Origin of the sequence: Lelliottia sp. JS-SCA-14 (assembly GCF_035593345.1) — a bacterium.
GTDB classification, from domain to species: Bacteria; Pseudomonadota; Gammaproteobacteria; order Enterobacterales; family Enterobacteriaceae; genus Enterobacter; species Enterobacter wanjuensis.
This window is the reverse complement of the sequence record NZ_CP141606.1, coordinates 404,754-426,323: the sequence shown is the minus strand read 5'-3', so window position 1 is coordinate 426,323 and position 21,570 is coordinate 404,754. Positions and strand designations below refer to the sequence as shown.

Genomic DNA, 21,570 nt, shown 5'->3' with positions numbered 1-21,570 from the left:
GGGCGGCCTGAGCCACCCGTTTTCGCAGGAAAAGACAACTTAGATTGCCCAGCCGCCTGCGTAGAACGCCACCAGCGCCACCGCAATCACTACGGTGCCGATGTTCAGCTTGCGCCACTCACCGGAGACCAGACGACCAATCACCAGCGAGGCAAAACCGATCATGATGCCGGTCACGATGTTACAGGTCAGGACGATAAACACGGCGGTAATCAGGCCGGACATCGCATCAACGAAATCCGCAAAATCGATTTTCGCCACGTTGCTCAGCATCAGCAGGCCGACGTACATCAGCGCAGGTGCAGTCGCGTAAGCCGGAACCAGATACGAGAGCGGAGAGAGGAACAGGATCAGCAGGAACAGCACGCCGACGGTGATCGCCGTCAGACCGGTTTTACCGCCTGCCGCCGTACCCGCTGCGGACTCGATGTACACCGCAGCCGGAGCCGCACCGACAAGGCCGGAGAAGACGCTGCTCAGGGAGTCGGTGGTCAGCGCTTTGCCGCCGTCGATAATCTGCCCGTCTTTGTCCAGCAGGTTCGCCTGGCCCGCGACCGCGCGGATGGTGCCGGTGGCATCAAACACCGCGGTCATCACCAGCGCCAGAACGCTTGGCAGAACAATCGGGTTCAGCGCGCCAACGATGTCCAGGCTACCAATCAGGGAGTTGCCCTGGTCGTCGCTCAGGGATGGCATGGCGAAGATACCGGAGAAGTGAACGGTTGGATCGAAAATCAGCCCCACCACCGAAACGCCGATGATGGTCAGCAGAATGCCGCCCGGCACTTTCAGTTTTTCCAGGCCGATAATCACCGCCAGACCAATCAGGGACATGATCACCGGGAAGCTGGCGAAGTGGCCCAGCGCGACCGGCAGACCGTCCAGTGGGTTCTTGATCACCAGACCCACGCCGTTCGCCGCAATCAGCAGCAGGAACAGGCCGATACCGATGCCGGTGCCGTGCGCCACGCCCTGCGGCAAGTTGCGCAAGATCCAGCTACGAATCCCGGTAGCAGAGATGATGGTGAACAGCACACCCATCAGGAACACCGCACCCAGCGCAACCGGCACGCTGATGTGCTGGCCCAGCACCAGGCTGAACGCGGTGAACGCGGTCAGTGAGATCGCGCAGCCAATCGCCAGCGGCAGGTTCGCCCACAGGCCCATGACGATGGAGCCGACGCCCGCCACCAGACAGGTGGCAACGAAGACCGCCGCAGGCGGGAAGCCCGCTTTGCCCAACATGCCCGGCACCACGATGACAGAGTAAACCATCGCCAGAAACGTTGTCAGACCTGCAACCACTTCCTGGCGCACGGTGCTGCCGCGAGCAGAAATTTTAAATAAGGCGTCGAGTGAACCGCCGGTACGCGCTGAAGGCGTAGACATAGCAAACATCCCCTGAGAAATTTTTATCATTCGTCTGTAAGCGTGGTGGACAACTCCACTGCCAGCGAAACGTCAAATCCTTGTGCTGCGTTTGCGACGAAAAGGGGCCGTCACAAAAAAAGCAAACGTTTAGCTCCGCGCTAACAAAACGGGTGTTGAATTGAAGGCAAACGATTATCTAGCGTAATACACGCCCTTTTCAACTGAACTTTATCGTTTATCGCTAAAATTCCCTTATGACGCTGAAGAAATAACCAGAGGATGCGCAAACGTTATCGTGAATGCGCAATTTGATAACAATCTGTCACTCGCCGGGGATATCGAACGGACCACCCTGTTGGATCGCGCGCTGCCAGGCCGGGCGCATTTCGACCCGTTTTTTCCACGCCTGAGTGTGAGGAAGGTTGTCGATCCCGCCGCGCGCCAGCAGGGCGAAGATCGGGTAGGTCATCTGCATATCGGCCATGCTGAGCTGTTCACCGGCGAACCAGGTGTTTTCGCTGAGATGAGATTCGATATAGCGGGCGTGGGTTTCCAGCTGCGGATTGAGCCAGGCTTTTTGCACACCGCCGCCCAGCACTTTGCCGAGCGAGCGCATGCCAAAGGGAATCGGCGGTTTGCCGAGACTGGCGAACACCAGCTTCATCAGCAGGAGCGGCATCAGGGATCCTTCGGCGTAGTGCAACCAGAAGCGGTACTGGATTTTGTTGGCCGCGCTCTCAGGTTTGAGCTGCGACGGGGTGTCGTAGGTTTCCTGCAGGTATTCCAGAATTGCGCCGGACTCGGCGAGGATCAGCCCGTTGTCCTCGACAACCGGCGACTTGCCCAGCGGATGCACTTTTTTCAGCGACGGCGGGGCCAACATCGTTTTTTCGCGCTGGTAGCGAACAATTTGATACGGTACGGACAACTCTTCAAGGGCCCAAAGGACGCGCTGGGAGCGGGACTGGTTCAGGTGGTGGAGCGTCAGCATGGTGTTCTCCTGTGATTCATACAAACTAACTATAGAAAATTGCACAACATGGCGAAAAACTTTTGCCGAGATTCTGCCCACGGCGACTGGCGAACAGCGGGGTTTTGCATACAATTAAAGTGTCAACACAAACCGGAACCTCCCCAACGTGCTCGACATGAGGGGTGTTGATGTCGGGGGAAACCCTCCCGTGAACCAGCGGGATAGAGAGAAAGACAAAGACCGGGAATAAACTAAAGCGCCTTCGTTTGGCGCTTTAGTTTTTTTGGGGTTGGTGCGGTGGTTTTGCCGGGTGGCGGCTGCGCCTTACCCGGCCTACGGGTCCCGTGCCGTTTGCAGGTTTTTTAGGCCGGATAAGCGAAGCGCATCCGGCAACCAGACCGCACAGCCCCTAATCCTCCTCCAACAACCGCGCCCCCGTCCCCTGCGCCCCGAGCGTATCCCCCGGATTTCGCAGCGGACAATCGCTGCGCGACAAACACCCGCACCCGATGCACCCGTCCAGCTCATCGCGCAACGCCACCAGCGTATGAATGCGCCGATCCAGCTCCACGCGCCACTGCGACGAAAGCTCCTTCCACTCCTTCGCGCTCAGCGTATGCCCCTCCGGCAACACGCCAAACGCATCGCCGATGGTCGCCAGCGGAATCCCAATCCGTTGCGCAATTTTGATAATCGCCACGTAACGCAGCACATCACGGGTGTAGCGACGCTGATTCCCGCCGTTGCGGATACTTTTAATTAAGCCTTTGCTTTCATAGAAATGCAGCGCCGAGACCGCCACCCCGCTACGCTTCGCGACTTCCCCCGGCGTCAGCAGCGCCTTAATTCTGGGTAATCTCTTTTCCATAAAACCTCTTTACCTCAAGTTAACTTGAGGAATTATACTCCCCCGCAGAGAAAACGACGAATCAACAGAGAAAGTTGTATCTAAAGAGGGGCAACCTTATGTCGCATCAGCAAATTATTCAGACATTGATTGAATGGATTGATGAGCATATCGACCAACCGTTAAATATTGACGCTGTCGCTAAAAAGTCGGGCTATTCGAAGTGGTATCTGCAGCGGATGTTCCGCACCGTGATGCATCAGACGCTCGGGGATTACATCCGTCAGCGTAGGTTATTGCTGGCCGCGCAGGCGCTGCGCACCACCAAGCGTCCGATTTTTGATATCGCCATGGATTTGGGGTATGTCTCGCAGCAGACCTTTTCCCGGGTATTTCGTCGTGAGTTCGACCGCACCCCGAGCGATTACCGCCACCAGCTGAACTAACTCGTGCGCGGGATCAGCACGCCGACAGGCTGTTGCTGCCAGGTCATAAATTCCTGCGGCGGCATCGCCTTCGCAAAGTGCCAGCCCTGACAATATTGCACGCCGCGCTTCAGCAGCCAGGTCACCTGCTCCGCCGTTTCCACCCCTTCCGCAATGGTTTTCAACCGCAGGCTCTGGGCCATCTCAATGATGTGCTCGGCAATCAGGTGGCTGGTGCTGTTGGTGGTCAGGGTATCGATAAACGACTTATCGATTTTCAGGATATCGACGTTGAGCGAATAGAGGTTATGCAGGTTCGAATAACCGGTGCCGAAATCATCGATCGCCACCTCATAACCCGCCTGGCGGAACGCCTGGATCACCGGCGTAGTTTTCGGCACATCGATGAACCCGCGCTCCGTCACTTCAATTTTAATCTGCTGCGCCCGCACCGCGTACTGCTGCGCTTTATCCGAGATAAGGGCAATCAGACGCGACGAGTGGAAATCCGACGCCGACAGGTTAATCGAAATATACAGGTGCGGATTGTTGCCCAAAAACTCCCCGAGATCGTTAAACACTTCCTCGACGACATAATCGGTAATGCGCTCAATCATTCCCTCTTTTTCCGCCAGCGGAATAAACTCCGCCGGGCTCATCACCGGGCCGTTAAACCCCGGCCAGCGCAGCAGCGCTTCGGCACCCACGCAGCGATTATTTTTAATATCAATGATCGGCTGATAGTGAACGCAGAGCTGGCGCTTATTGAGCGCGCGGTGCAATAAGCGCCCTGGCGAATTAAATTCGCGGTGCGTACGCGACCAGACCAGCAAAATAATAATGCTGCAAATCATTCCCAGCGGCAGGGTCAATGTGGCCTGGTGATAAAGAATTTCATAAAAGCGGGTGTTCGAGGTGGAAACAATGGCGGCAATAGGTCGTTTCGTCGAATTGACGATGGTGTAAAAACGGTCATTTTTCTGGAATGGCTCGTTCACATTTCCGACAAGCGTATGTAATAACGAAATATCGGCCTGTGGACTGGCGGAAAAGAAGGCATTGGTGACCGTATCAAATACGCCCCAGGCCAGAGAATGATCCGTCGACATCACTTCGCTGTAGGAGAGCGGATTGACCACCACGACATAATTCCCGCGCTGCATATATGTCATTTTAAAACCGGCATAAAATGGCGTATCGCGGAAATAATAGATAGAGACGTCGGGTTTACGTTTGTAATTTGCAGTAGGTATCAGATAAGGCTTATCAGGCATCATCACCGTGGAGCAAAGAAACTGCTGACCTTCGGCATAAATTAAATCGGACACATACAGACGGCCACGCACCACGTTCAACATATATTGCCGATGGGCAGGTGAACAAACTTCGCCCTGATATTTTTCGGCAGCGTCGCGGGCTAAATCAACTTGTCCAATAACCAGTTCAGTTTTATCTAAAGCGAGTTGTGCAAAAGAACGTAGCTGACTACTTGTTTCGGTGACGGCTCTGAGCTGTGCAAACCATAGCGCAAGCATCACCGGTAGTGAAACTACCATGATGATCCCGACGACCCTCAGCACCTTGCGCCGTGCGCTACGATTCATTTCCGCCCTATATCCCTGCATGATGTGTGCCTGTAGTAATGAAGGCCGGATGCTTTGATAAACAGGTGATTACGTTGCATGAATCATGCGAAGTTAGCAACTGACTTTTATCATCAGAAACCCAATATTTGGTTATGACGATAATATTTGCCCGTAAGCCAAACTTAAAGAATGGGTTCGATTTTTATTAAGGATAATAAATATCAAAACGTAATGATGAGTTTTAAGATAACACAGCAAGGGCGCATTGATTTATAAATAATCAATTGCGATCACCGTTTTCCCTCTTCCACTTCGTTTGGCGTCATATAACGCTTTGTCGGCGCGCGTCAGGAGTGAAGAGGTATCGCGATGCCCGCAGCCCACTTCCACCACCCCGGCACTAAAGGAGAGTATCAGCGATTTGTCCCCAACCAGCATCGGCCTTTCCAGCAGGATGGCGCGTAAATTTGATGAGAGCGCCATCGCCGCATCACAATCTGTCTCTGATAATAGAAGTAAAAACTCCTCGCCGCCAACCCGGCCCAGCGCCGCATGCGTCGGACTCAGTTCACGCAGACGATCGCAAAAATGCACCAGAGCGGCATCTCCCACCTGATGGCCCCACTCATCGTTAATCTGCTTGAAATAATCCAGGTCAAACATTAACACGCAAAAATAGCTTTGATTGCGTTCCATCACGGCCTGAAGTTGCTGCAAAATAGCCGACCGATTAAAGCATCCGGTCAGATCGTCGGTGGTGGCTTTCAGCGCCAGTTGCTCCTCTGCCTTTTTACGCTCGGTAATATCCAGCCCTATATTCAAAATAGAGCCATCAGGCAGCAGAATATTTGACCACAGGATCGTAAGCTGCGTGCCATCTTTTCTGATGGGCCGCCACTCGTACATGTCCTTGAGGGGCGAGACATTCACGGAATCACGCACCCGCCGTCGGACTTCCGGATCGGGATAAAACAGCGCCAGCGGATCGGGGTGTAAATTAATTTCCGCCATACTCCAGCCAAATACTTTTTCGCACTCAACGTTCCACAGCACACAGCGATTACGCCTGTCGAAGGAGTTCATTAATACCGGGGCACGTTCAAATAACGTTTTATATTGCGTCACCACCAGCTGCATCTCTTTCGCCGTTCTTTCGCGGGAGATCATTTCGGCGAAATAATCTTTTAATTTTTCAACCAGCACCACCACCACATTTTTCAGCGTCGGTAAGGCACATAATCGTTGCGAAAATCCCAGGAAGAAATAGCCGTTGCAGCTTCCGTCACGGGAAGAGAGTTTGCACAGCACGCCGCTTTGTAATTGCGAATAACCCGGATGCTGAGCGGTAAATATCGAGCGGCCAATATTCTCTTTCCAGTAAATCGCGCGCCACGAACGGTGATGGCGTTGCATCAGGGTGCTGGCGAGAAAATCGGTGACTTCAAACGAGTGGCAGGTGACATCCCCCGCGCAGACCACGCGCGGCAGGCCCCGGTCGTCATCCACGCTGACCCACGCCAGCGCCGACCCCAGCGAGCGATTGATCGTCTCCAGCATCTCCGTCAGGGAGCATTGGGACGTTAACAGCGGCATCAGTTTTGCTAAAGCATGCAAAGCCTGCATGCTGTCGTTAACAATTTCGCGGCATGTCTCTTTCATCAGATTTATTCGCAGGTCATTGATTCATAGAAACCAGGCGCAACGAATAACTCAGGATTCGAATAATCTCATTGAGACAATTTATTCCAGGTATCGCATAACTATGTACAGAATTGCATGTGTGTGTGAATAATAAGTGACACCAGAGAATAAAAAGCAATGAATTCAGTAGCCTGAATTATTAATTGTGTATATTTAATTATCCGTTCAAGCATAAGCTATAGGTTTAATACTGTAAATATTGTACAGACCCTTCCAGCCTGTAGAGACTTTTCTATCTTAATGAATTCCTTATAAACACCCTCTGTAAATCACTATTAGCCTGCAAAGATATATTCTGCATACCCATTATTTTCCTTCGATTGGTTAGAAAGCGCACATTTTTGCGGCAACAAGGCTGGCGAATAAAAGAACAAATGTGATATAGTTCACACATATTTTGTAACGCGAAACACTGTTTCATTGTTGTCCGTCAGCTATTCGAGGATCGGTTTTATGGCGACCATTACCACCAGCATGGTTTTACTGCGCTGGCCGTTGTTGAGTGCGGTTTTGATGTTTTTAGCCAGCACGTTGAACATTCAATTACGTAAAGCTGATTTCGCGGGGCTGGCAGTGATCAGCACCCTGCTCGGTCTCGGCGCGGCATGCTGGTTTGCGATGGGGTTGCTCGGCATTACGATGGTGGATGTGGCGACGATCTGGAGCAACATGAAAGTGGTGATGATTGAGGCGATGAGCCATACACCGCCTGACTGGCCGATGGTGATTACCTGATTTAATTGTGCGGTCTGGCCCCCTCACCCCTGCCCTCTCCCAAAGGGAGAGGGAGAAAAAAGTCCCTCGCCAGGCGTGAGGGAAAGCGCCGGACGGTCCCCTCTCCCAAAGGGAGAGGGAGAAAGAAGTCCCTCGCCAGGCGTGAGGGAAACCGCCGGACGGTCCCCTCTCCCTGTGGGAGAGGGTTAGGGTGAGGGCATCAGCCCACTCAAAATATCCCCTTCGCCCGCACCTTCTTCATCTTCTCCGTCGGGGCATCCACCTCGCTCAAATCCCGCTCCTCTGCCCCACTCGCCGCGCGCTCAGGCTCTGGCGAACCAGCCGTTTTTCCGGCCAAACGCAGCTGCTGTAACGCCAGCTTTTGCTGTTCCATCAGCGGTTTTAACGCGGCAATTTCGGCATGAATCTTTTGCAACTGCGCCATCTGTTCATTGGATGAATCATCCACAGTCTGCGGCATCAATTCCCCGAGCAGCTCCGCGAGCGTCAGTTCTTCGCGCCCCAACGATTCCGCCACATGGCGACACACTGCCGGGTCCATCAGGTGCAGCTGCAGGCCCGCCAGATAGACGTTCCGATGAAAAGTGCGGATCTCCATATTGGTATCGTCAATGCTGGCCGCTTTGTCCATGGACTGATGCCAGGCTTGCAGCTGCTGCATCGCGCGCAGATCCGCGCGCGACTGGTCTGGCGTCAGGTGCAGGGACAGATTGACGCGGCGAATCTGTCCCTTACGCATCGTCACCCACCTCGGCCATTAAGGGTTCATCCACCACCTGGGCACCGGCGTCAGAGTGGTACAGGCAGATCTCGCGCGACAGGGCGCTCTGCGGATTTTCAATGCTCACCACGCGATCGCCGAGCGTCGCGTAGACCTCACGAATTGCCCCTTCGATCAGATGCGCACCGCCGCCGACCAGGTAAACGCGGTTCGGGTTCTTGGCGAATTTTTTCGCTTCGTAAGCGACCTGATCGCCCAGCTCCTGAATTTTGATCTCAATCTTTTCGAGGATCTCGTCGATGCGCGATTCGTCGTTAATCACGCTTTTCACGAAGTTGAGATCGTGACGGCGTTTGATCAGCTCGTTGGCCACCAGATAGCTGGAGTCGCTGTCGGCGGCGGCCAGCAACTTGCGCGTCGCGTCCGTGACCATCGCCACGCCGATTTCGTTGTTACCGTAGATGGCCGACACATCATCGAATTCGCCAATCACCACGCCCATGTCGAGGGTGGTGCCGCCGCAGTCGATCACCAGTGATTTGGTAAATTCATTCACGTTCGAGTTGAGCAGATGCGACAGCGCCGCAGGCAGGCTCTCCGGCATCACCTGTACGTCCACGATGCGGAACAGTTCGCCCTTGTTGAGGGAGATGTCGCGCATCAGGTTCTGACGCTTCGCTTCGATCCGCTCTTCGTTTCGCTGGCAGTCGTCCGGCTTGTAGAACTGGGTGATCGGCAGGGTCACTATCACCTCCACGTCGCACGGCGTCATCCCGGTCTGCAGCAGGGCGTGATGCACCGCCAGCAGGTTTAAATCGTCGTACTGGTAGTCGATGTGGGTGGTGGAGAGCGCTTTATCCGAGGTGGCGTCGTAGGTGTATTTGGTGGTGCCGATGGTGTAGTTATGCACCGCCTGGCCGCGCAGCAGCGCCGCGCTTTTCCAGTCTTTGCGGAAGGAGTTCGGCGAGACCACGGTTTTGAGAGTGCCGTTTTCAATCCAGCTGATTTTTACATTGGTGGATCCGTCGTCGATGGCGAATTTTTTACACGTCTGGGTCATGGATTTGTTCTCAATCGTTCTGAAAAATGGGGCCGGGTCAGAGCACGGCTTCGTCAGTTAAGAGGCGGCGGGCACCGAGATAGTGGTCCTGCCAGAAGTTGTCAGAAAGCTGGCTAATGCGAATATTCAGGCCGGTGCGCGGGGCTTCGATAAATTTGCCGTCCCCGAGATACACCCCGACGTGATCCGCGCCGGGACGCTGGTTGATGTTGAAGAACACCAGATCGCCGCGGCGTAATTTGTCCTGCTTAATCTGGCGCAGGGTTCGGTCCTGATACATGCCGTTGGCGGTGCGCGGCAGGTTGCGGCTCAGCACCGGCGTGAAGGCGTAGAACACCAGGCCGCTGCAATCAAAGCCCTCCTCCGGCGTCTGGCCGCCCCAGACGTAAGGTTTGCCGATCTGCTGTTGCAGCAGCTGAATCACTTTTTTCAGCGACGCCTGCAGGCGCGGGCTCATCTTCTCGCCGGGCAGCGGCTCCCAGATCATATCTGTCGAGAGTTTGCCGGGCTGCCAGCGCTTGTGCATCGCCAGCTGCTCGCGGTTTTGCACGCGCTCAAGGCGCTTCGCCTCGCTCTGCTTGCGCTTTTGCTCCGGCGTCACCGGCACCACGGCGATGCGGGTACGCGCTTTTTTCAGCAGCGCTTCGCGGTTGCGCATGCGCGTTTTGGCGGCGCTCTCTTCGTCTGTGACCGACTCACGGCGCGGGGCGGCTTCGACATGTAAGGTTCCAGCCACCATCAGCGCGGCGACAAGCGCCACACGGCGTAGGGTCTGGAGTGTAATGAGGGTCAACATCGTTATTTCTTTGAGATTTTATCGATAATCGGCTTGATCACTTTCTCGCCGTGCTGACCAAAGAACTGGTAAAGCGATTCGCTCGCCGAGTGGGTCAGCACCATGATTTCAATGCGGCGGTTCGAAGAGCTGAGCGGATTCTGCGGGTCGATCAGCATCTGATCGGCCATCCCACTCACCTGCAAAATTTTGCCCGGCTCCAGGCCAGCTCTGGTCAGGACTTTACGCGCCTGCATCGCACGTTCCCCGGACAGATTCCAGTTGTTGTAGAGATCCTGGTCGCGAAAACGGGTGGCGTCCGTGTGGCCGGTAATAATGATTTTGTTGTCGATCTTGTTGAGCGCCGGGGCGAACTCCGTCAGCAGACGGGTGAAGAACGGCGTCAGGATCGCGCTGCTGCGCTGAAACATCTCGCGCTTCTGATCGTCGGTGATCAGGATCCGCAGCCCCTGCGGAACGATCTCCATTTTCAGGTTCGACTGAGCATCGTAGGCCGAGGTGATCTTCATGATGATGCGCGCCAGATCTTCGATCTCTTTCTGAGAACGTTTATTCACGTCCTCCAGGCTTTCGCCTTTCAGCCCCGCCTGGACGGTCATCGGCTTCTCTGACTTCGCGTTTTTCGTCTCGCGATCGCGCTTTTCCGTGACCGCAATTTTGCCGCCGCTACCGTTCGGCTGGGTGATCGGCGTCAGGGAGTGGCCCTCAAAAATCGACTCGCCGTTAAGCTGAGAGACGATCTCTTTGCGCTCCTCCTCCGTCACCGACCCCATGATCCACAGCACCATAAACAGCGCCATCATTGCCAGGGTAAAGTCGGCGAAGGCCACCTTCCACGCTCCGCCATGAAAGGTGTCATGGCTTTTGCGCGAGGAACGTTTGATGATGGTGGTATGTTCTTTTCCGCGAGTGCCGCGCATCAGGATTCACCCGTCATCTGGTTCACCCAGCCGTCGAGGGTGGCGAAGGTCGGCTTGGAATCCAGCGGCAGCATTTTGCGCCCGGCATCCACCGCCAGCAGCGTCGGTTTGCCCGCCACGTGATTCACCAGCACGGTACGCACGCATTCGATCACCGCGAGCTGCTTTTTGGTGTTCTGTTCCATGGCGTTCGCCACCGGGTCCATCAGGCAGTAGCAGAAGAAGACGCCGAGGAAGGTCCCGACCAGCGCCGCCGCCACTTTCACGCCGATCACGGCGATGGAGCCGTCGATAGACTGCATGGTGATGATGATCCCGAGAACCGCGGCGCAGATCCCAAAGCCCGGCATCGCCTCTGCGGTACGTTGCAGGGAGCGGGACGGCTGAAGAAGGTTCTCTTCCATCGCCACCAGCTCCTGCTCCAGAATCCCTTCCAGCTCGTGTTCGTTGATCTTGCCCATCGCCATCAGACGGAAGTTGTCCGAGATAAAGGTGATCAGCGCTTTGTTCTGCAGGATCAGCGGGTATTTCTGGAACAGCGGGCTGCTTTCCGGCACTTCGATGTGCGCGTCCAGCACCTTCAGACCGCCGTCCTGCACCAGCTCCAGCAGTTCAAACAGCAGCATTAATAGCTGACGCTGATACTCATCCGTGTACTCGTTTTTGCGCATAATGCCGCGAAACTGGCGATACATCTCTGCCAGCACCGGGCGCGGGTTGGCGAGCACCATCGCGCCGAGGCCGGCACCGAGAATGATGATGATTTCACCGGGCTGCCAGAATGAGGCGAGGCGTCCACCGGACATGAGAAAACCGCCGACGACGCAGGCGAAAATAATGAAAATACCGAGAAACTTTTGCATATACCTTTCACTTCTGGAAAAAACACTGGATCTTTTGAGCGATCTTTTTATTAAGCTGGCAGACGCGCGCCTCGGTCAGATCGAGAACCAGCGCGATTTCTTTCAGACTCATTTCCTGCTGGTAATAGAGCGTCAGAATCAGTTGTTCGCGCTCATCAAGGCTCGCCAGCGCAGCCTTTAAGGTGCCGCTGGTGACCATTTCGTCCTCCAGCGAGCGGGTGTTGAGGATGCCGGGTAGCGCATCCTCACCTAATAATTCGTCGAGACTTTCCAGCGTTCTGGCGCAATCCAGCAGTAAATACTCGTGGTATTCGTCGGCAGTGATGGACAGATGCTCGCTGAGATCTTCAAACGTCGGCGTGCGCCCCAGCTTGCGGGTGATTTCGCGGATCGCATCGTTGATCTTATGGCTCTTCTGGCGCAGCCGGCGCGGACGCCAGTCCAGCTCGCGCAGCTCATCCAGCACCGCGCCACGCACGCGCTGGGCGGCGTAGGCGCCAAACTGCTCGTCGGGATGACCGTAGCGACGCAGCGACGTCAGCAGACCCATCAGGGCGATCTGCTCCATGTCTTCTTTGTCCATCACGCTGCTGGTTTGCCAGGAGAGCTGCTTCACCACCCGGTGGACCAGCGGCAGGTACGCGTTGACGTACTTTGCTTCGTCAGCCGGGGTCAGCGCGTCATCCGCAATAAAATCCATCATTTCAGTCGACTACCGTTGATTACTGGAAAACCATTTTGCTGATGATCACGTCTTTGAACGGCATGCGCGTATTGAGGCTTTCAAAGCGCGCCGTGTAGGCATTCATCAACGTGTCGCGCAGGGATTCCACGCTCATTTCACGCACGGCGTCGTAGTTCATCGCCGACAGGGCATTGACCGTCGCACCGCGAATGGCCGGAGACATCTCTTCCGCGCGGCTGGTATCAGCGGCAGAATCGGTGGTCAGGGCCAGCTCCAGCAGCAAATAGCGCTCGGAATCGCCGGGGCTTTTTAAGGTCACGACGACGTTTTTGATTTCAACAAATTCCACCACGTTCTCTTTCGACGAGCTGAACAGGTCGGTGATGATGGAACGTTTATGCTCGTCCTGGCTGAGCATGTGCGTGCCCATGACGGTCAGTACAGCGGCGAAAGTGGCGGCAATCAGGGCGATCACCAGCCCTAAAGAAAAAGTTTTAATTGTCATATTTAAACCGTAAGTAATACCGAATCGTCTTTACCGTCAGGGGACTGAGCGTCCTCTGCGGCAATCTCTGCCCCTGCATCAGGCCTGTCCGCCTGGGCTGGCAGCTGTTGTCCGCGTCCCTGCTGCTGCCCGGACTGGGCGGAAACCTGCACGTTCACCTGGACGAAGTTTTGCTCCGTCAGGCTCTGGCGCAGCTCGTTGCTGATCTGCTGGAGCGCGCGCACCGTCTCGCTGTTGCTGGCGCTGATGTGCACCTGCATGCGGCCATTTTCGATTTGCAGCGAAATATCCACTTTGCCCATCTCCGGCGGATCGAGGCGGATGGTGGCGTGCTGCACCTGGTTTTTGACCTGGATCTGCAGGCGATCGTTAAGGGCGCTGTGCAGCTGTTGCGCCCATTTGGTTTCGTCTGCGTCCAGTTTGACCGGCGGCAGATGGACCGTTTGCTTATCCATTACCGTCGAAAACGTCTGCCCGGCTGCCGCCGGTTGCCCTGCACCGGGCAGTACCTCAGCCAGGGTTTTCACCACCTCAGTCGCCAGCGGTTTGGCGAACTCAGCCGCCGGTTCCGGCGTCACGCTGACCGGCGCAGGCGTTTGCGGCGTGAGCGATAACGCGTTGCTCAGAGGCGAATGCCCCGCCGACAGCGTCTGCATCTTCAGCGCTTCCCCGGTTTGCGGTGTAGCTGACGTAGCATTCAGCGTTTTGACCGGCATCAGGCTTGCCATCAGCAGCGTATCCAGCAACGCCTGCGGCGGCGCGGTGGCGTCCGGCGTCGGCAGGTTGCTGTCGGTCGTGTGCGTCGCCGTGTCGTCATCCTCGTCGGTGTCCAGACCCGCCAGCACCATGGTGGTGTCGCGCGTCTGCTCCCCGCCCATCAGGGTATTGATGATGTTGAGCAGCGCATCGTTGAACGCCACGGGCGTCGACTCACCGGAAGGCGTTCCCGGCAGCGTTAACGCCGGGGTTTCCGCTCCAGGCAGCGCCGGGGCAATCGCGCCCGGCTCGGTGGTGGTGGGTGTCGGCGTCAGTTGCGAGAGCAGCAGATTCATCAGATCTCTCCCGCATCGGCAAACTGCGCGTAGGCGCTTGCCCCTTCGCGGTTGCGACGCGCGCGCGCCATGTTCTGTTCAAGCTCATCGCGCTGCTGCTGGCAAAACTGACTCACCTGCTGATGGACGAGTTTGAGCGCCGTTAGCGCATCACGTTTTTCTGCCGTCAGCGTCTGCCCTTTCAGCGACATCAACAGCCCGGCTATCTGCGCATCGACCTCCTGCATTTTCGGCCAGTCGTGCTGACTGGCCGCATGCTCCAGGGAACGCGCCAGAAAACGCATCACCTGTAAATCATCCATTCTGCTGCCCCATTTTTTCCCAGCCGTCCTGCAGGTTGCTGAGGATCACTTCCACCTCTTCAACATGCTCGACGGAGAGCTTATGGCTGGCGTCATACAGGCGATAAACGCAGTAGTCGTAAAGGTTCGCGAGGCTCAGCGCCAGCTCGCCCCCTTTGTCAAAGTCCAGCGCGCTGGTCAGTGCGTTCAGAATATCGATGCACTTATTAATGCTCTGCACCTTGCGGTCGTACCGGCGCGCGGCGATGTGGCTTTTTGCGCGCACCAGTTCGTCCATCAGACCGTTAAACAGCATCAAAACCAGTTGATGCGGATTCGCTGCCGCCGCCTGAATCGCTAAATCGGATTGCTGGTAATGCCCGAAGCCCTGCTGTTCGTTCCCGTACATAAAAACTGTCTTTCCCTTAAGCTAAACCAAACATACTCATGGTGTTGTTCATCTGCGCCATGGCCTGCTGCAACTGGGTAAATTGCTTCAGGTAGCGGTTATACGAGGAGTCGTACCGCGAATTCATGGCTTCCGTTTTGCTGTCGATATCGCTCTGCTGGCGGTCGAGCACTTCCTGACGCCCTTTCAGCAGGCCGGTGGTCGAGTTGAGGTAGCGGTCGAGGGATTTATCCATCCCGGCGATCAGCCCCTCTTTGCCGTTGAACAGGCCGGTCAGCGCCTGCGGGTCGGCGGTCAGCGCGGCGTCGAGCTTTTTGCTGTCGATCTCCAGCTTGCCGTCTTTGTCCGCCGTGATACCGAAATCGGACATGCGTTTGCCGCCAAACTGGGTGCGCAGCACGTCGTTCAGCTCGCGATCGAGGGACGCCATCGTGGCATCACCCGCAAACGCCCCGCGCTCCTCCCCGTCACCGCTGCCGCTTTTGGTCAGCTTTTGCAGCGTGTCCTGCAGGGTGTTGTAGGAGGTGATGAACGTCTGCAGCTGCTCTTTCGTTCCGGCGGTGTCGGTACCGATGGTGATGGTCAGGGGTTTGTCGGCCTCGGTCTTCGACGTCAGCTCGATGGACACCCCGTCGATCAGCTTGTCCAGCGTGTTGCTGCTGCTGGTGAACTCCATCTCACCCATGCGGAATTTGGCGTCCGCCGCTTTCGAGATCTGTTTGGCATTCGCTGAATCAAAACCCGAGGTGCCGCCGACGGTGACTTTGTTTGCTTCGCCGCTTTCGTCGCTGCTCAGCATCAGGGTCACTTTGCCGTCGGTACGAATCAGCGACGCCGTGACGCCTGGGTTATCTTCATTGCCGTTAATGGCTTTGGTGAGATCGCTCAGGCTGTTAACGCTGTCCATATCGACGGTGATGGTTTTCGCATCTGCCCCTTCGCCAAGGGTGATGTCCATCGTGCCGGTGGCGTTTTTGATGGAATCATCCGTCAGATCGCCGAAGCCGATCTGATGCGCGGACGCCAGCTGATCGACTTCGATGTTATACGTGCCCTTCTGCGCATTGGAGTTGGCCGTGACGGTCGCAATCCCTTCGCGGTTAACGGTGGCGACGTTTTTCAACATCCCGTCATTAACGTTGTTCAGCCCTTTAATGGCGCTGCGAAAATCGGTTAACGCGGTGCGAAGCGCGTCCAGCGCTTTTTTCTGCGACGTCATCGTGGCTGTTTTGGTCTTCAGCTGATTCTGGATCGACATGATGTCGTAGGACGCCAGCGACTGGGCCAGCGTGGTCGGATCAATGCTGCTGAAATCTGCCATAGTAGTTGTCTCCGTTCGCACCTGTTGCTAAACCATGCTCAGTTAATGCAACCATCGTGCCAGTTTTTAAATGCCGTTAATTCAGTGAGTTACGTTTTACAGGGAAGGCAACTTTCCCCGAATGGGAAAAGGAAGGAAGGGGAAAGGCCGCAAACAAAAACACCGCCTTACAGCGGTGTTTTCGTTGAAAAAGGTCGGGATTAGCCCAGCAGGGACATCACCATACCGGACATGCTGTTGGACTGCTTCAGCATGGACATGCTGGTTTGGGCCAGCATCTGGTTACGGGTCATGCTGGAGGCTTCGGAGGCGAAGTCGGCATCACGGATGTTGCCCAGCGCCAGGTCAGTGTTGTCTTTCATGTTCGCCAGATTAGCCGCGGTGTGGCCCAGACGGTTGATGTTGGCACCCAGTTTAGAACGCAGGGTACCGACTTCAGCGATGGCACCTTCAACGCTTGTCATCATCGCCTGTGCACCAGATACCGTGGTCAGCGCGCCGGAAGCAGTCAGTGCGCCCATACCGCCGGAACCGGTCACGTTATCCAGCTCAGTTTTCACATTCACTTTCAGGTTTTCGCCCTCTGAAGCACCGATCTGGAAGTTCATCTCTTTGCTGAACTTACCTGATGCACCAAACAGGTTTTCACCTGCGTATTTGGTGTTGCCCATAATGTTCTTCAGTTCAGCGTTAAGCTCGTCCATTTCAGACTGCAGCGCAGCGCGGTCTTCAGTACCGTTAGTGTCGTTCGCGGCCTGGGATGCGAGGTCTTTCATGCGGTACATGATGTTGCTCACTTCATCGAAAGCACCTTCTGCGGTCTGCAGCAGAGCCGTCGCGTCAGAGATGTTGCGCTGTGCAACAGCCATACCGTTGCTCTGACCCTGCAGGCGGGTGGCGATTTGCAGGCCAGCCGCATCGTCCGCTGCGGAGTTGATACGTTTACCGGTGCCCAGACGTTCCATCGCAGTAGACAGCATGCTGTTGGATTTATTCAGTGCGTTAGTAGAAGCCATGGAAGACGCGTTAGTGAAAATAGAAAGTGCCATGTTAGTAATCTCCTTGTGAACCTGTCTGTCAGGCTCTTCTCTCTGGTACTCAAGTAAAACGACACAGCGAAACGGAGAATTAAATCGGTGATGAAAAAAAATTTAAAAAGACGTCTATAAGAAAAAGCCTGGTCTTACGAATAAAAGCATACATTGCCAAAGCAAATTAAAAATAAAGGCGACACACTCTTTCCTTAACTTAAATTCAACTTAAAAATAATTAATGTTTTTTCTTGTCAAAATGTAACGATATTTTATCCAGCTGAAAGTAATAAAACATAGAATTCACATAAGGGAACAAGTTGTTAATATAAAAAACAACTACAGATCACTATTAACGTTTAACGATTCTCATTAATGCCTGCGCAGAGAATTAACTTAATAATTTGTTGCACATCACACTTTTATCGCGTAAAAATGTGTCACGGAAGAGAAACTTCCTAATCTCATCCCGGAAACAGCGGAAAATGATGGGTGACACTTCACCCTTCCGCCGAGCGAAATCCCTGATTACGTCGTAATACCGCTCGTTTTTTGCATAATCTCCGCAGGCACGCGGCAATTCTCAAACGAATTTTAAACGGAATTAATGATTAATTTACATTAAGCATTGTGTGATTTTTCTGCACGCTGCGCGGATGATTAATTGATTCAGGAGTGGCTGTTCACCACCAATTGCCATGAGAAAAAAATATTATACCGTCAATAACTGGCTCGTAGATTTGCCCTCTGGTTCGCTCATTAGTTTAGTGACAGGTGAAAGAAAACGTCTCGGTGAATATCAATTAAAACTATTAGACGTACTTCTTGAAAATGCAGGAAAAATTCTCACCCGCGAGGAATTGACGACGCTGGTCTGGGAACGTCGGGTTATTGGTAATAATAGCCTGCCGAATGCGATTCACGCGTTACGCTCGGCGTTAGAAGACGACGGCAAACAGCAAAGAATTATTAAAACGATCCCTAAAAAGGGGTATTTACTCGAACAGGCCTGGTGCCGTTTCGTTGAAAAAGAGAGTGAAGAGATTGATCTGCCGGAAACGGAGATCGACGGCTTTGTGCTGCCGACGCTGAGCCCGACCGCTGAGAATAGCGCTGCGGAAGAGGCGGAAACTGCGCCTGACACCGCGATGGTGGCCGAGCCGGCTCCGGCGGATCTGCCCGTTCCGGTCGAGGGCTCCCTCGTCGGCCCCGCCCGGCCCAGGTTTCAGCATCCGTTGATCACGCTGGCGATATTGCTGGTGACGATCCTCATCGGCGCCGTGGCCGGCTGGCAGTACGCCGGGAGTCAGGGCCCGAAGATTGTCGCGTCGGAGCAAGAGGTCGCGGTTTACAGCAATATTCGTATTTATGAGCTCTCCGAGTCCAACCGCCTGGAAATGAGCAAAGAAGATTTTTACAGCAAAATCAAAGACACGCTTTACGCCATTAATCAGCAGATCAAGACGCAGTCCGTGACCATGACGGTCTATTACCAGAGCGTCGATCAAACGCTGAACTACACCTTCGCGCTGAAAAGCCGCTGCGACAATAAACAGCTGGCGATGGCGATTTACCACTGGCGCATCGACCCGACGCAACTGAACAACCTGATACTGCGAGAAACGAGGAGAAAAATCAGTGAGATGGAAACCTGCTCTTAACTGGAAAGTGGCCCTGTTTTGCTTTCTTCTGGTGGCAAGCGCGGTAGCAGGATTGCGGGTGATGCAAACCCCGTCCATTCCGCAGAGCAATGTGGAAGGTTTTTTGCAGCTGGGCTTTTACGATTTGATGTCGAGCCGAAAAGAGATTTACGACTCGCATATGCAGACGGTCAACGGCTCGATTTTAACCACCATCACCAGCCCGAACGACAACCGTTTCGTGCTGAAAGGAAAATTTACCGGCATCAACGAGCAGAACAGCCGTCTGTTTTTCTCCTACACGCCGATCTACTACAGCACCGCGCAAAAAGGGCTGATGATCGACGGTCTGGTGGATATGCTGCTGCACATTAATATCTGGATGCAGCCGCTGTATGTCGGCAATCAACAGCTGGTTGTCGGGCAAAGCGGAGCGATATTTTTGTATCCGTTGAAGAAATAATAATACCCTCACCCTAACCCTCTCCCTAAAAGGGAGAGGGGGTTGATCGAGCGATTTGCATTTACAGTATTAATCTACTCCATCGAAGTAAAACATATTAATACTGAATGTATTAGAATCTGGCAGGGGCTGTTTATTATATATCCCACTCTATTCTTCTCTCGCCAGCCCTTCAGAATAGCTTACCGCCCGAAACCCTGCCCAGGTGCGCTGTCCGCAGGCCCTCCCCCTCCTGCGAAGCTTGTGCAAGTGTCTGGAATCCCACTTCTTTGTTTTTAGGATTTTGTTCAGGACTATAACCTGGGTGATTCTGTTAACATTCGTAAACGCCTTCTGATTGGATGATGCCGAACGTATTTCATCAAGTTATCTTTCTTGGTGACTTATTCCTCTACGGTATAGGTGCAAATAACAGATCAGTTATTTTAAGAAAATTATAATTTATGCAGACCTTTTATTGCGGTCACTCTGCTTAATTGTTTTAACAGGAAGTTAAACCATTTTATGCGCATTTTTTTAAAAGGATTACCCCTTGCAGTAGGCGGTGTATTGCTGTCAGCAAACAGCTATGCCCTCCCGACATTAGCGGATCAGGAACTCATTCGTCAGCAAGAGAGCCAACGTGCGCGTGAGGCAGCATTAGCGCCTCCGACGCCAGATGTGCGGCTTTCGGCACCGGCGTCTTCTTACGGTCGCTTACAGTTCCCGCATGAAACACCCTGTTTCCCGATAAATCGCGTCGAATTATCTGGATACAGCTCCCTCCCCCACTGGCTGCCATTGCAGAAAATAGCCGATCAAGCTGTAGGCCGCTGCTTAGGCTCCAGCGGTATTAACCTGTTGATGAGCGCCCTGCAAAACCGGCTGATCGACCATGGATATGTCACTACCCGCGTCGTGGCCCCCCAGCAGGATTTGACCCTGGGCACGCTCGCGCTTGCGGTGGTTCCAGGAAAAATCCGCCATGTTGTGCTCACACCGCAAAGCGACCATTACGTCACTCTCTATACCGCCTTCCCGGCCCATGACGGTCATTTGCTGGATTTACGTGATATTGAGCAAGGGCTGGAGAACTTACAGCGCGTGCCAACCGTGCGGGCCAGCATGGAAATGGTGCCAGGCGAAAAGCCGGGGGAAAGTGATATCGCCCTGAGCTGGCAACAAAAGCGCCTGTGGCGAGTGGGGGTTTCGCTTGATGACTCTGGCTCGCGTAGCACCGGGCGCTATCAGGGCGGCTTAACCCTTTACGGCGATAACCTCTTGAGCCTGAGCGACACACTCTATCTTTCCGCGGGCAGCTCGCTTCACGCCCCGGCAGGAAAAGGGACTCACAACTACACCGGTCAATACTCCCTGCCCTTCGGTTACTGGGCAACCAGCTTCACCGCCAGTAACAACAGCTACTACCAGACCACCGCGGGTCTGAACGGGGATATCCGCTACAGCGGAGACAGCAATAACCTCGACTGGCAGCTCAGCCGTGTGCTGCACCGCAACGCCAGCCAGAAAACATCGTTCACTTACGACGTGATTGCCCGCGATTCAAAAAACTATGTCAACGGAACCGAAGTGGACGTGCAGCGTCGCCAGACGGCGGCCTGGAAAATCGGATTACAGCATCACCACTATATTGCCGCCGCCACGCTGGATGCAGGTATCAGCTATCAGCGCGGCACGCGCTGGTTTGGTGCCATTCCTGCCTCCGAAGAGTCTTACGGCGAGGCAACGGCACTGAGCAAAATCCTGCAACTCAATGCCCAGCTTGATGCACCTTTTGCGCTTGGGACACAGAATTTTGGCTACAACGTGCAGTACCTGCGTCAGATAAGCGACACCCCACTCACGCCGCAGGATCAGTTTTCTATCGGCGGGCGCTGGACGGTGCGCGGCTTTGACGGTGAACGCACGTTAAGCGCCGACAGCGGCTGGACCCTGCGCAACGAACTCTCATGGCAAACGCCGCTGCCCAACCATCAGCTTTATCTCGGCCTGGACTACGGTCGAATCAGCGGTCACGGCAACGATTACAACCTGGGTAATCATCTAGCGGGCGGTGCTGTGGGCATTCGCGGTGGCTTATGGGGCGCGAGTTATGACGCCTTCGCCGGTATCCCGCTATCCAAACCCGAGGGTTTCACTACCGATCCGGTCACGCTCGGCTTCAACCTGAACTGGCAGTACTGAT

General features: G+C 54.6%; 22 protein-coding genes. 5 read left to right on the top strand and 17 right to left on the bottom strand.

Going from position 1 to position 21,570, the window contains the following annotated elements:
• Nucleotides 1-39 precede the first annotated feature (39 nt).
• The 3 genes from ghxP to soxR all read right to left on the bottom strand — a co-directional run bounded on the left by ghxP (nt 40) and on the right by soxR (nt 3,212).
• Complete coding sequence (ghxP, locus tag U9O48_RS01990) at nt 40-1,389, bottom strand: guanine/hypoxanthine transporter GhxP (protein WP_282494750.1); 1,350 nt, start codon at nt 1,387-1,389, stop codon at nt 40-42.
• 304 nt (nt 1,390-1,693) lie between these two features.
• On the bottom strand, nt 1,694-2,362 hold the full coding sequence (locus U9O48_RS01985) for a glutathione S-transferase family protein (RefSeq protein WP_282494751.1): 669 nt from the start codon (nt 2,360-2,362) through the stop codon (nt 1,694-1,696).
• A gap of 391 nt (nt 2,363-2,753) precedes the next feature.
• Complete coding sequence (gene soxR / locus U9O48_RS01980; protein ID WP_282494752.1) at nt 2,754-3,212, bottom strand: redox-sensitive transcriptional activator SoxR; 459 nt, start codon at nt 3,210-3,212, stop codon at nt 2,754-2,756.
• A 98-nt stretch (nt 3,213-3,310) separates the two neighbouring features.
• Between soxR and soxS the strand changes: the two genes are divergently transcribed.
• Entirely contained in the window at nt 3,311-3,637 is a 327-nt protein-coding gene (gene soxS, locus U9O48_RS01975) for a superoxide response transcriptional regulator SoxS (protein WP_100777992.1), read from the top strand.
• Here soxS and U9O48_RS01970 read toward each other — a convergent pair.
• Nucleotides 3,634-5,220 carry an EAL domain-containing protein gene (locus U9O48_RS01970; protein WP_282494753.1) on the bottom strand — a complete coding sequence of 529 codons (1,587 nt, stop codon included), beginning with the start codon at nt 5,218-5,220 and terminating at the stop codon, nt 3,634-3,636. The two genes, soxS and U9O48_RS01970, sit on opposite strands and share 4 nt — an antisense overlap.
• Before the next feature lie 252 nt (nt 5,221-5,472).
• Nucleotides 5,473-6,861, bottom strand: a complete 1,389-nt coding sequence (locus tag U9O48_RS01965) for a sensor domain-containing diguanylate cyclase (protein ID WP_282494754.1) — start codon at nt 6,859-6,861, stop codon at nt 5,473-5,475.
• Nucleotides 6,862-7,356: 495 nt separating this feature from the next.
• Between U9O48_RS01965 and U9O48_RS01960 the strand changes: the two genes are divergently transcribed.
• A complete protein-coding gene (locus tag U9O48_RS01960) occupies nt 7,357-7,638 on the top strand; it encodes a YjcB family protein (RefSeq protein WP_282494755.1) in 282 nt (93 codons plus the stop codon).
• 208 nt (nt 7,639-7,846) lie between these two features.
• Here U9O48_RS01960 and U9O48_RS01955 read toward each other — a convergent pair whose 3' ends face one another.
• From U9O48_RS01955 to U9O48_RS01900, 12 genes are all read right to left on the bottom strand, one after another.
• Nucleotides 7,847-8,377 carry a hypothetical protein gene (locus U9O48_RS01955; RefSeq protein ID WP_285150564.1) on the bottom strand — a complete coding sequence of 177 codons (531 nt, stop codon included), beginning with the start codon at nt 8,375-8,377 and terminating at the stop codon, nt 7,847-7,849.
• Nucleotides 8,370-9,419 (bottom strand): plasmid segregation protein ParM domain-containing protein, encoded by a 1,050-nt coding sequence (gene parM, locus U9O48_RS01950; protein ID WP_285150565.1) that lies wholly within the window; start codon nt 9,417-9,419, stop codon nt 8,370-8,372. Before parM ends, U9O48_RS01955 begins: the two co-directional genes overlap by 8 nt.
• 37 nt (nt 9,420-9,456) lie before the next feature.
• Nucleotides 9,457-10,215 (bottom strand): C40 family peptidase, encoded by a 759-nt coding sequence (locus U9O48_RS01945; protein WP_324723420.1) that lies wholly within the window; start codon nt 10,213-10,215, stop codon nt 9,457-9,459.
• A gap of 2 nt (nt 10,216-10,217) precedes the next feature.
• On the bottom strand, nt 10,218-11,135 hold the full coding sequence (gene lafU / locus U9O48_RS01940) for a putative lateral flagellar export/assembly protein LafU (protein WP_285145594.1): 918 nt from the start codon (nt 11,133-11,135) through the stop codon (nt 10,218-10,220).
• Nucleotides 11,135-11,998, bottom strand: a complete 864-nt coding sequence (gene motA, locus U9O48_RS01935; RefSeq protein WP_100777999.1) for a flagellar motor stator protein MotA — start codon at nt 11,996-11,998, stop codon at nt 11,135-11,137. The genes lafU and motA overlap by 1 nt, the downstream gene beginning before the upstream one ends.
• 7 nt (nt 11,999-12,005) lie before the next feature.
• Nucleotides 12,006-12,698 carry a FliA/WhiG family RNA polymerase sigma factor gene (locus U9O48_RS01930; RefSeq protein WP_285150616.1) on the bottom strand — a complete coding sequence of 231 codons (693 nt, stop codon included), beginning with the start codon at nt 12,696-12,698 and terminating at the stop codon, nt 12,006-12,008.
• Nucleotides 12,699-12,720: 22 nt separating this feature from the next.
• Nucleotides 12,721-13,188 carry a flagellar basal body-associated FliL family protein gene (locus U9O48_RS01925; RefSeq protein ID WP_324723418.1) on the bottom strand — a complete coding sequence of 156 codons (468 nt, stop codon included), beginning with the start codon at nt 13,186-13,188 and terminating at the stop codon, nt 12,721-12,723.
• Nucleotides 13,189-13,190: 2 nt separating this feature from the next.
• The gene (locus U9O48_RS01920; protein ID WP_324723417.1) at nt 13,191-14,240 is read right to left on the bottom strand and encodes a flagellar hook-length control protein FliK; all 1,050 of its coding nucleotides are present in this window, start codon (nt 14,238-14,240) and stop codon (nt 13,191-13,193) included.
• Complete coding sequence (gene fliT / locus U9O48_RS01915; protein ID WP_282494762.1) at nt 14,240-14,542, bottom strand: flagellar protein FliT; 303 nt, start codon at nt 14,540-14,542, stop codon at nt 14,240-14,242. Before fliT ends, U9O48_RS01920 begins: the two co-directional genes overlap by 1 nt.
• Nucleotides 14,535-14,930: a flagellar export chaperone FliS gene (gene fliS / locus U9O48_RS01910; protein WP_095280392.1), complete on the bottom strand. Its 396-nt coding sequence runs from the start codon at nt 14,928-14,930 to the stop codon at nt 14,535-14,537. Before fliS ends, fliT begins: the two co-directional genes overlap by 8 nt.
• Before the next feature lie 16 nt (nt 14,931-14,946).
• Nucleotides 14,947-16,251: a flagellar filament capping protein FliD gene (gene fliD / locus U9O48_RS01905; RefSeq protein ID WP_282494763.1), complete on the bottom strand. Its 1,305-nt coding sequence runs from the start codon at nt 16,249-16,251 to the stop codon at nt 14,947-14,949.
• A gap of 200 nt (nt 16,252-16,451) precedes the next feature.
• Complete coding sequence (locus U9O48_RS01900) at nt 16,452-17,300, bottom strand: flagellin (RefSeq protein ID WP_285145592.1); 849 nt, start codon at nt 17,298-17,300, stop codon at nt 16,452-16,454.
• A 680-nt stretch (nt 17,301-17,980) separates the two neighbouring features.
• Between U9O48_RS01900 and U9O48_RS01895 the strand changes: the two genes are divergently transcribed.
• From U9O48_RS01895 to U9O48_RS01885, 3 genes are all read left to right on the top strand, one after another.
• The gene (locus tag U9O48_RS01895; RefSeq protein WP_324723416.1) at nt 17,981-18,943 is read left to right on the top strand and encodes a transcriptional regulator; all 963 of its coding nucleotides are present in this window, start codon (nt 17,981-17,983) and stop codon (nt 18,941-18,943) included.
• Nucleotides 18,921-19,385 carry a hypothetical protein gene (locus U9O48_RS01890; protein ID WP_282494766.1) on the top strand — a complete coding sequence of 155 codons (465 nt, stop codon included), beginning with the start codon at nt 18,921-18,923 and terminating at the stop codon, nt 19,383-19,385. The genes U9O48_RS01895 and U9O48_RS01890 overlap by 23 nt, the downstream gene beginning before the upstream one ends.
• Before the next feature lie 504 nt (nt 19,386-19,889).
• The gene (locus U9O48_RS01885; protein WP_324723415.1) at nt 19,890-21,569 is read left to right on the top strand and encodes a ShlB/FhaC/HecB family hemolysin secretion/activation protein; all 1,680 of its coding nucleotides are present in this window, start codon (nt 19,890-19,892) and stop codon (nt 21,567-21,569) included.
• Nucleotide 21,570 lies beyond the last annotated feature (1 nt).

Bases quoted from the DNA above. Each gene is read 5' to 3' on its own strand.
- U9O48_RS01965 (WP_282494754.1), bottom strand. From the start codon at position 6,861: ATGAAAGAGACATGCCGCGAAATTGTTAACGACAGCATGCAGGCTTTG.
- soxS (WP_100777992.1), top strand. From the start codon at position 3,311: ATGTCGCATCAGCAAATTATTCAGACATTGATTGAATGGATTGATGAG.
- motA (WP_100777999.1), bottom strand. From the start codon at position 11,998: ATGCAAAAGTTTCTCGGTATTTTCATTATTTTCGCCTGCGTCGTCGGC.
- U9O48_RS01945 (WP_324723420.1), bottom strand. From the start codon at position 10,215: ATGTTGACCCTCATTACACTCCAGACCCTACGCCGTGTGGCGCTTGTC.
- U9O48_RS01930 (WP_285150616.1), bottom strand. From the start codon at position 12,698: ATGGATTTTATTGCGGATGACGCGCTGACCCCGGCTGACGAAGCAAAG.
- U9O48_RS01925 (WP_324723418.1), bottom strand. From the start codon at position 13,188: ATGACAATTAAAACTTTTTCTTTAGGGCTGGTGATCGCCCTGATTGCC.
- U9O48_RS01920 (WP_324723417.1), bottom strand. From the start codon at position 14,240: ATGAATCTGCTGCTCTCGCAACTGACGCCGACACCCACCACCACCGAG.
- U9O48_RS01900 (WP_285145592.1), bottom strand. From the start codon at position 17,300: ATGGCACTTTCTATTTTCACTAACGCGTCTTCCATGGCTTCTACTAAC.
- lafU (WP_285145594.1), bottom strand. From the start codon at position 11,135: ATGCGCGGCACTCGCGGAAAAGAACATACCACCATCATCAAACGTTCC.
- U9O48_RS01970 (WP_282494753.1), bottom strand. From the start codon at position 5,220: ATGAATCGTAGCGCACGGCGCAAGGTGCTGAGGGTCGTCGGGATCATC.
- parM (WP_285150565.1), bottom strand. From the start codon at position 9,419: ATGACCCAGACGTGTAAAAAATTCGCCATCGACGACGGATCCACCAAT.
- fliT (WP_282494762.1), bottom strand. From the start codon at position 14,542: ATGGATGATTTACAGGTGATGCGTTTTCTGGCGCGTTCCCTGGAGCAT.
- U9O48_RS01955 (WP_285150564.1), bottom strand. From the start codon at position 8,377: ATGCGTAAGGGACAGATTCGCCGCGTCAATCTGTCCCTGCACCTGACG.
- U9O48_RS01985 (WP_282494751.1), bottom strand. From the start codon at position 2,362: ATGCTGACGCTCCACCACCTGAACCAGTCCCGCTCCCAGCGCGTCCTT.
- fliD (WP_282494763.1), bottom strand. From the start codon at position 16,251: ATGGCAGATTTCAGCAGCATTGATCCGACCACGCTGGCCCAGTCGCTG.
- U9O48_RS01885 (WP_324723415.1), top strand. From the start codon at position 19,890: ATGCGCATTTTTTTAAAAGGATTACCCCTTGCAGTAGGCGGTGTATTG.
- ghxP (WP_282494750.1), bottom strand. From the start codon at position 1,389: ATGTCTACGCCTTCAGCGCGTACCGGCGGTTCACTCGACGCCTTATTT.
- soxR (WP_282494752.1), bottom strand. From the start codon at position 3,212: ATGGAAAAGAGATTACCCAGAATTAAGGCGCTGCTGACGCCGGGGGAA.
- U9O48_RS01960 (WP_282494755.1), top strand. From the start codon at position 7,357: ATGGCGACCATTACCACCAGCATGGTTTTACTGCGCTGGCCGTTGTTG.
- fliS (WP_095280392.1), bottom strand. From the start codon at position 14,930: ATGTACGGGAACGAACAGCAGGGCTTCGGGCATTACCAGCAATCCGAT.
- U9O48_RS01895 (WP_324723416.1), top strand. From the start codon at position 17,981: ATGAGAAAAAAATATTATACCGTCAATAACTGGCTCGTAGATTTGCCC.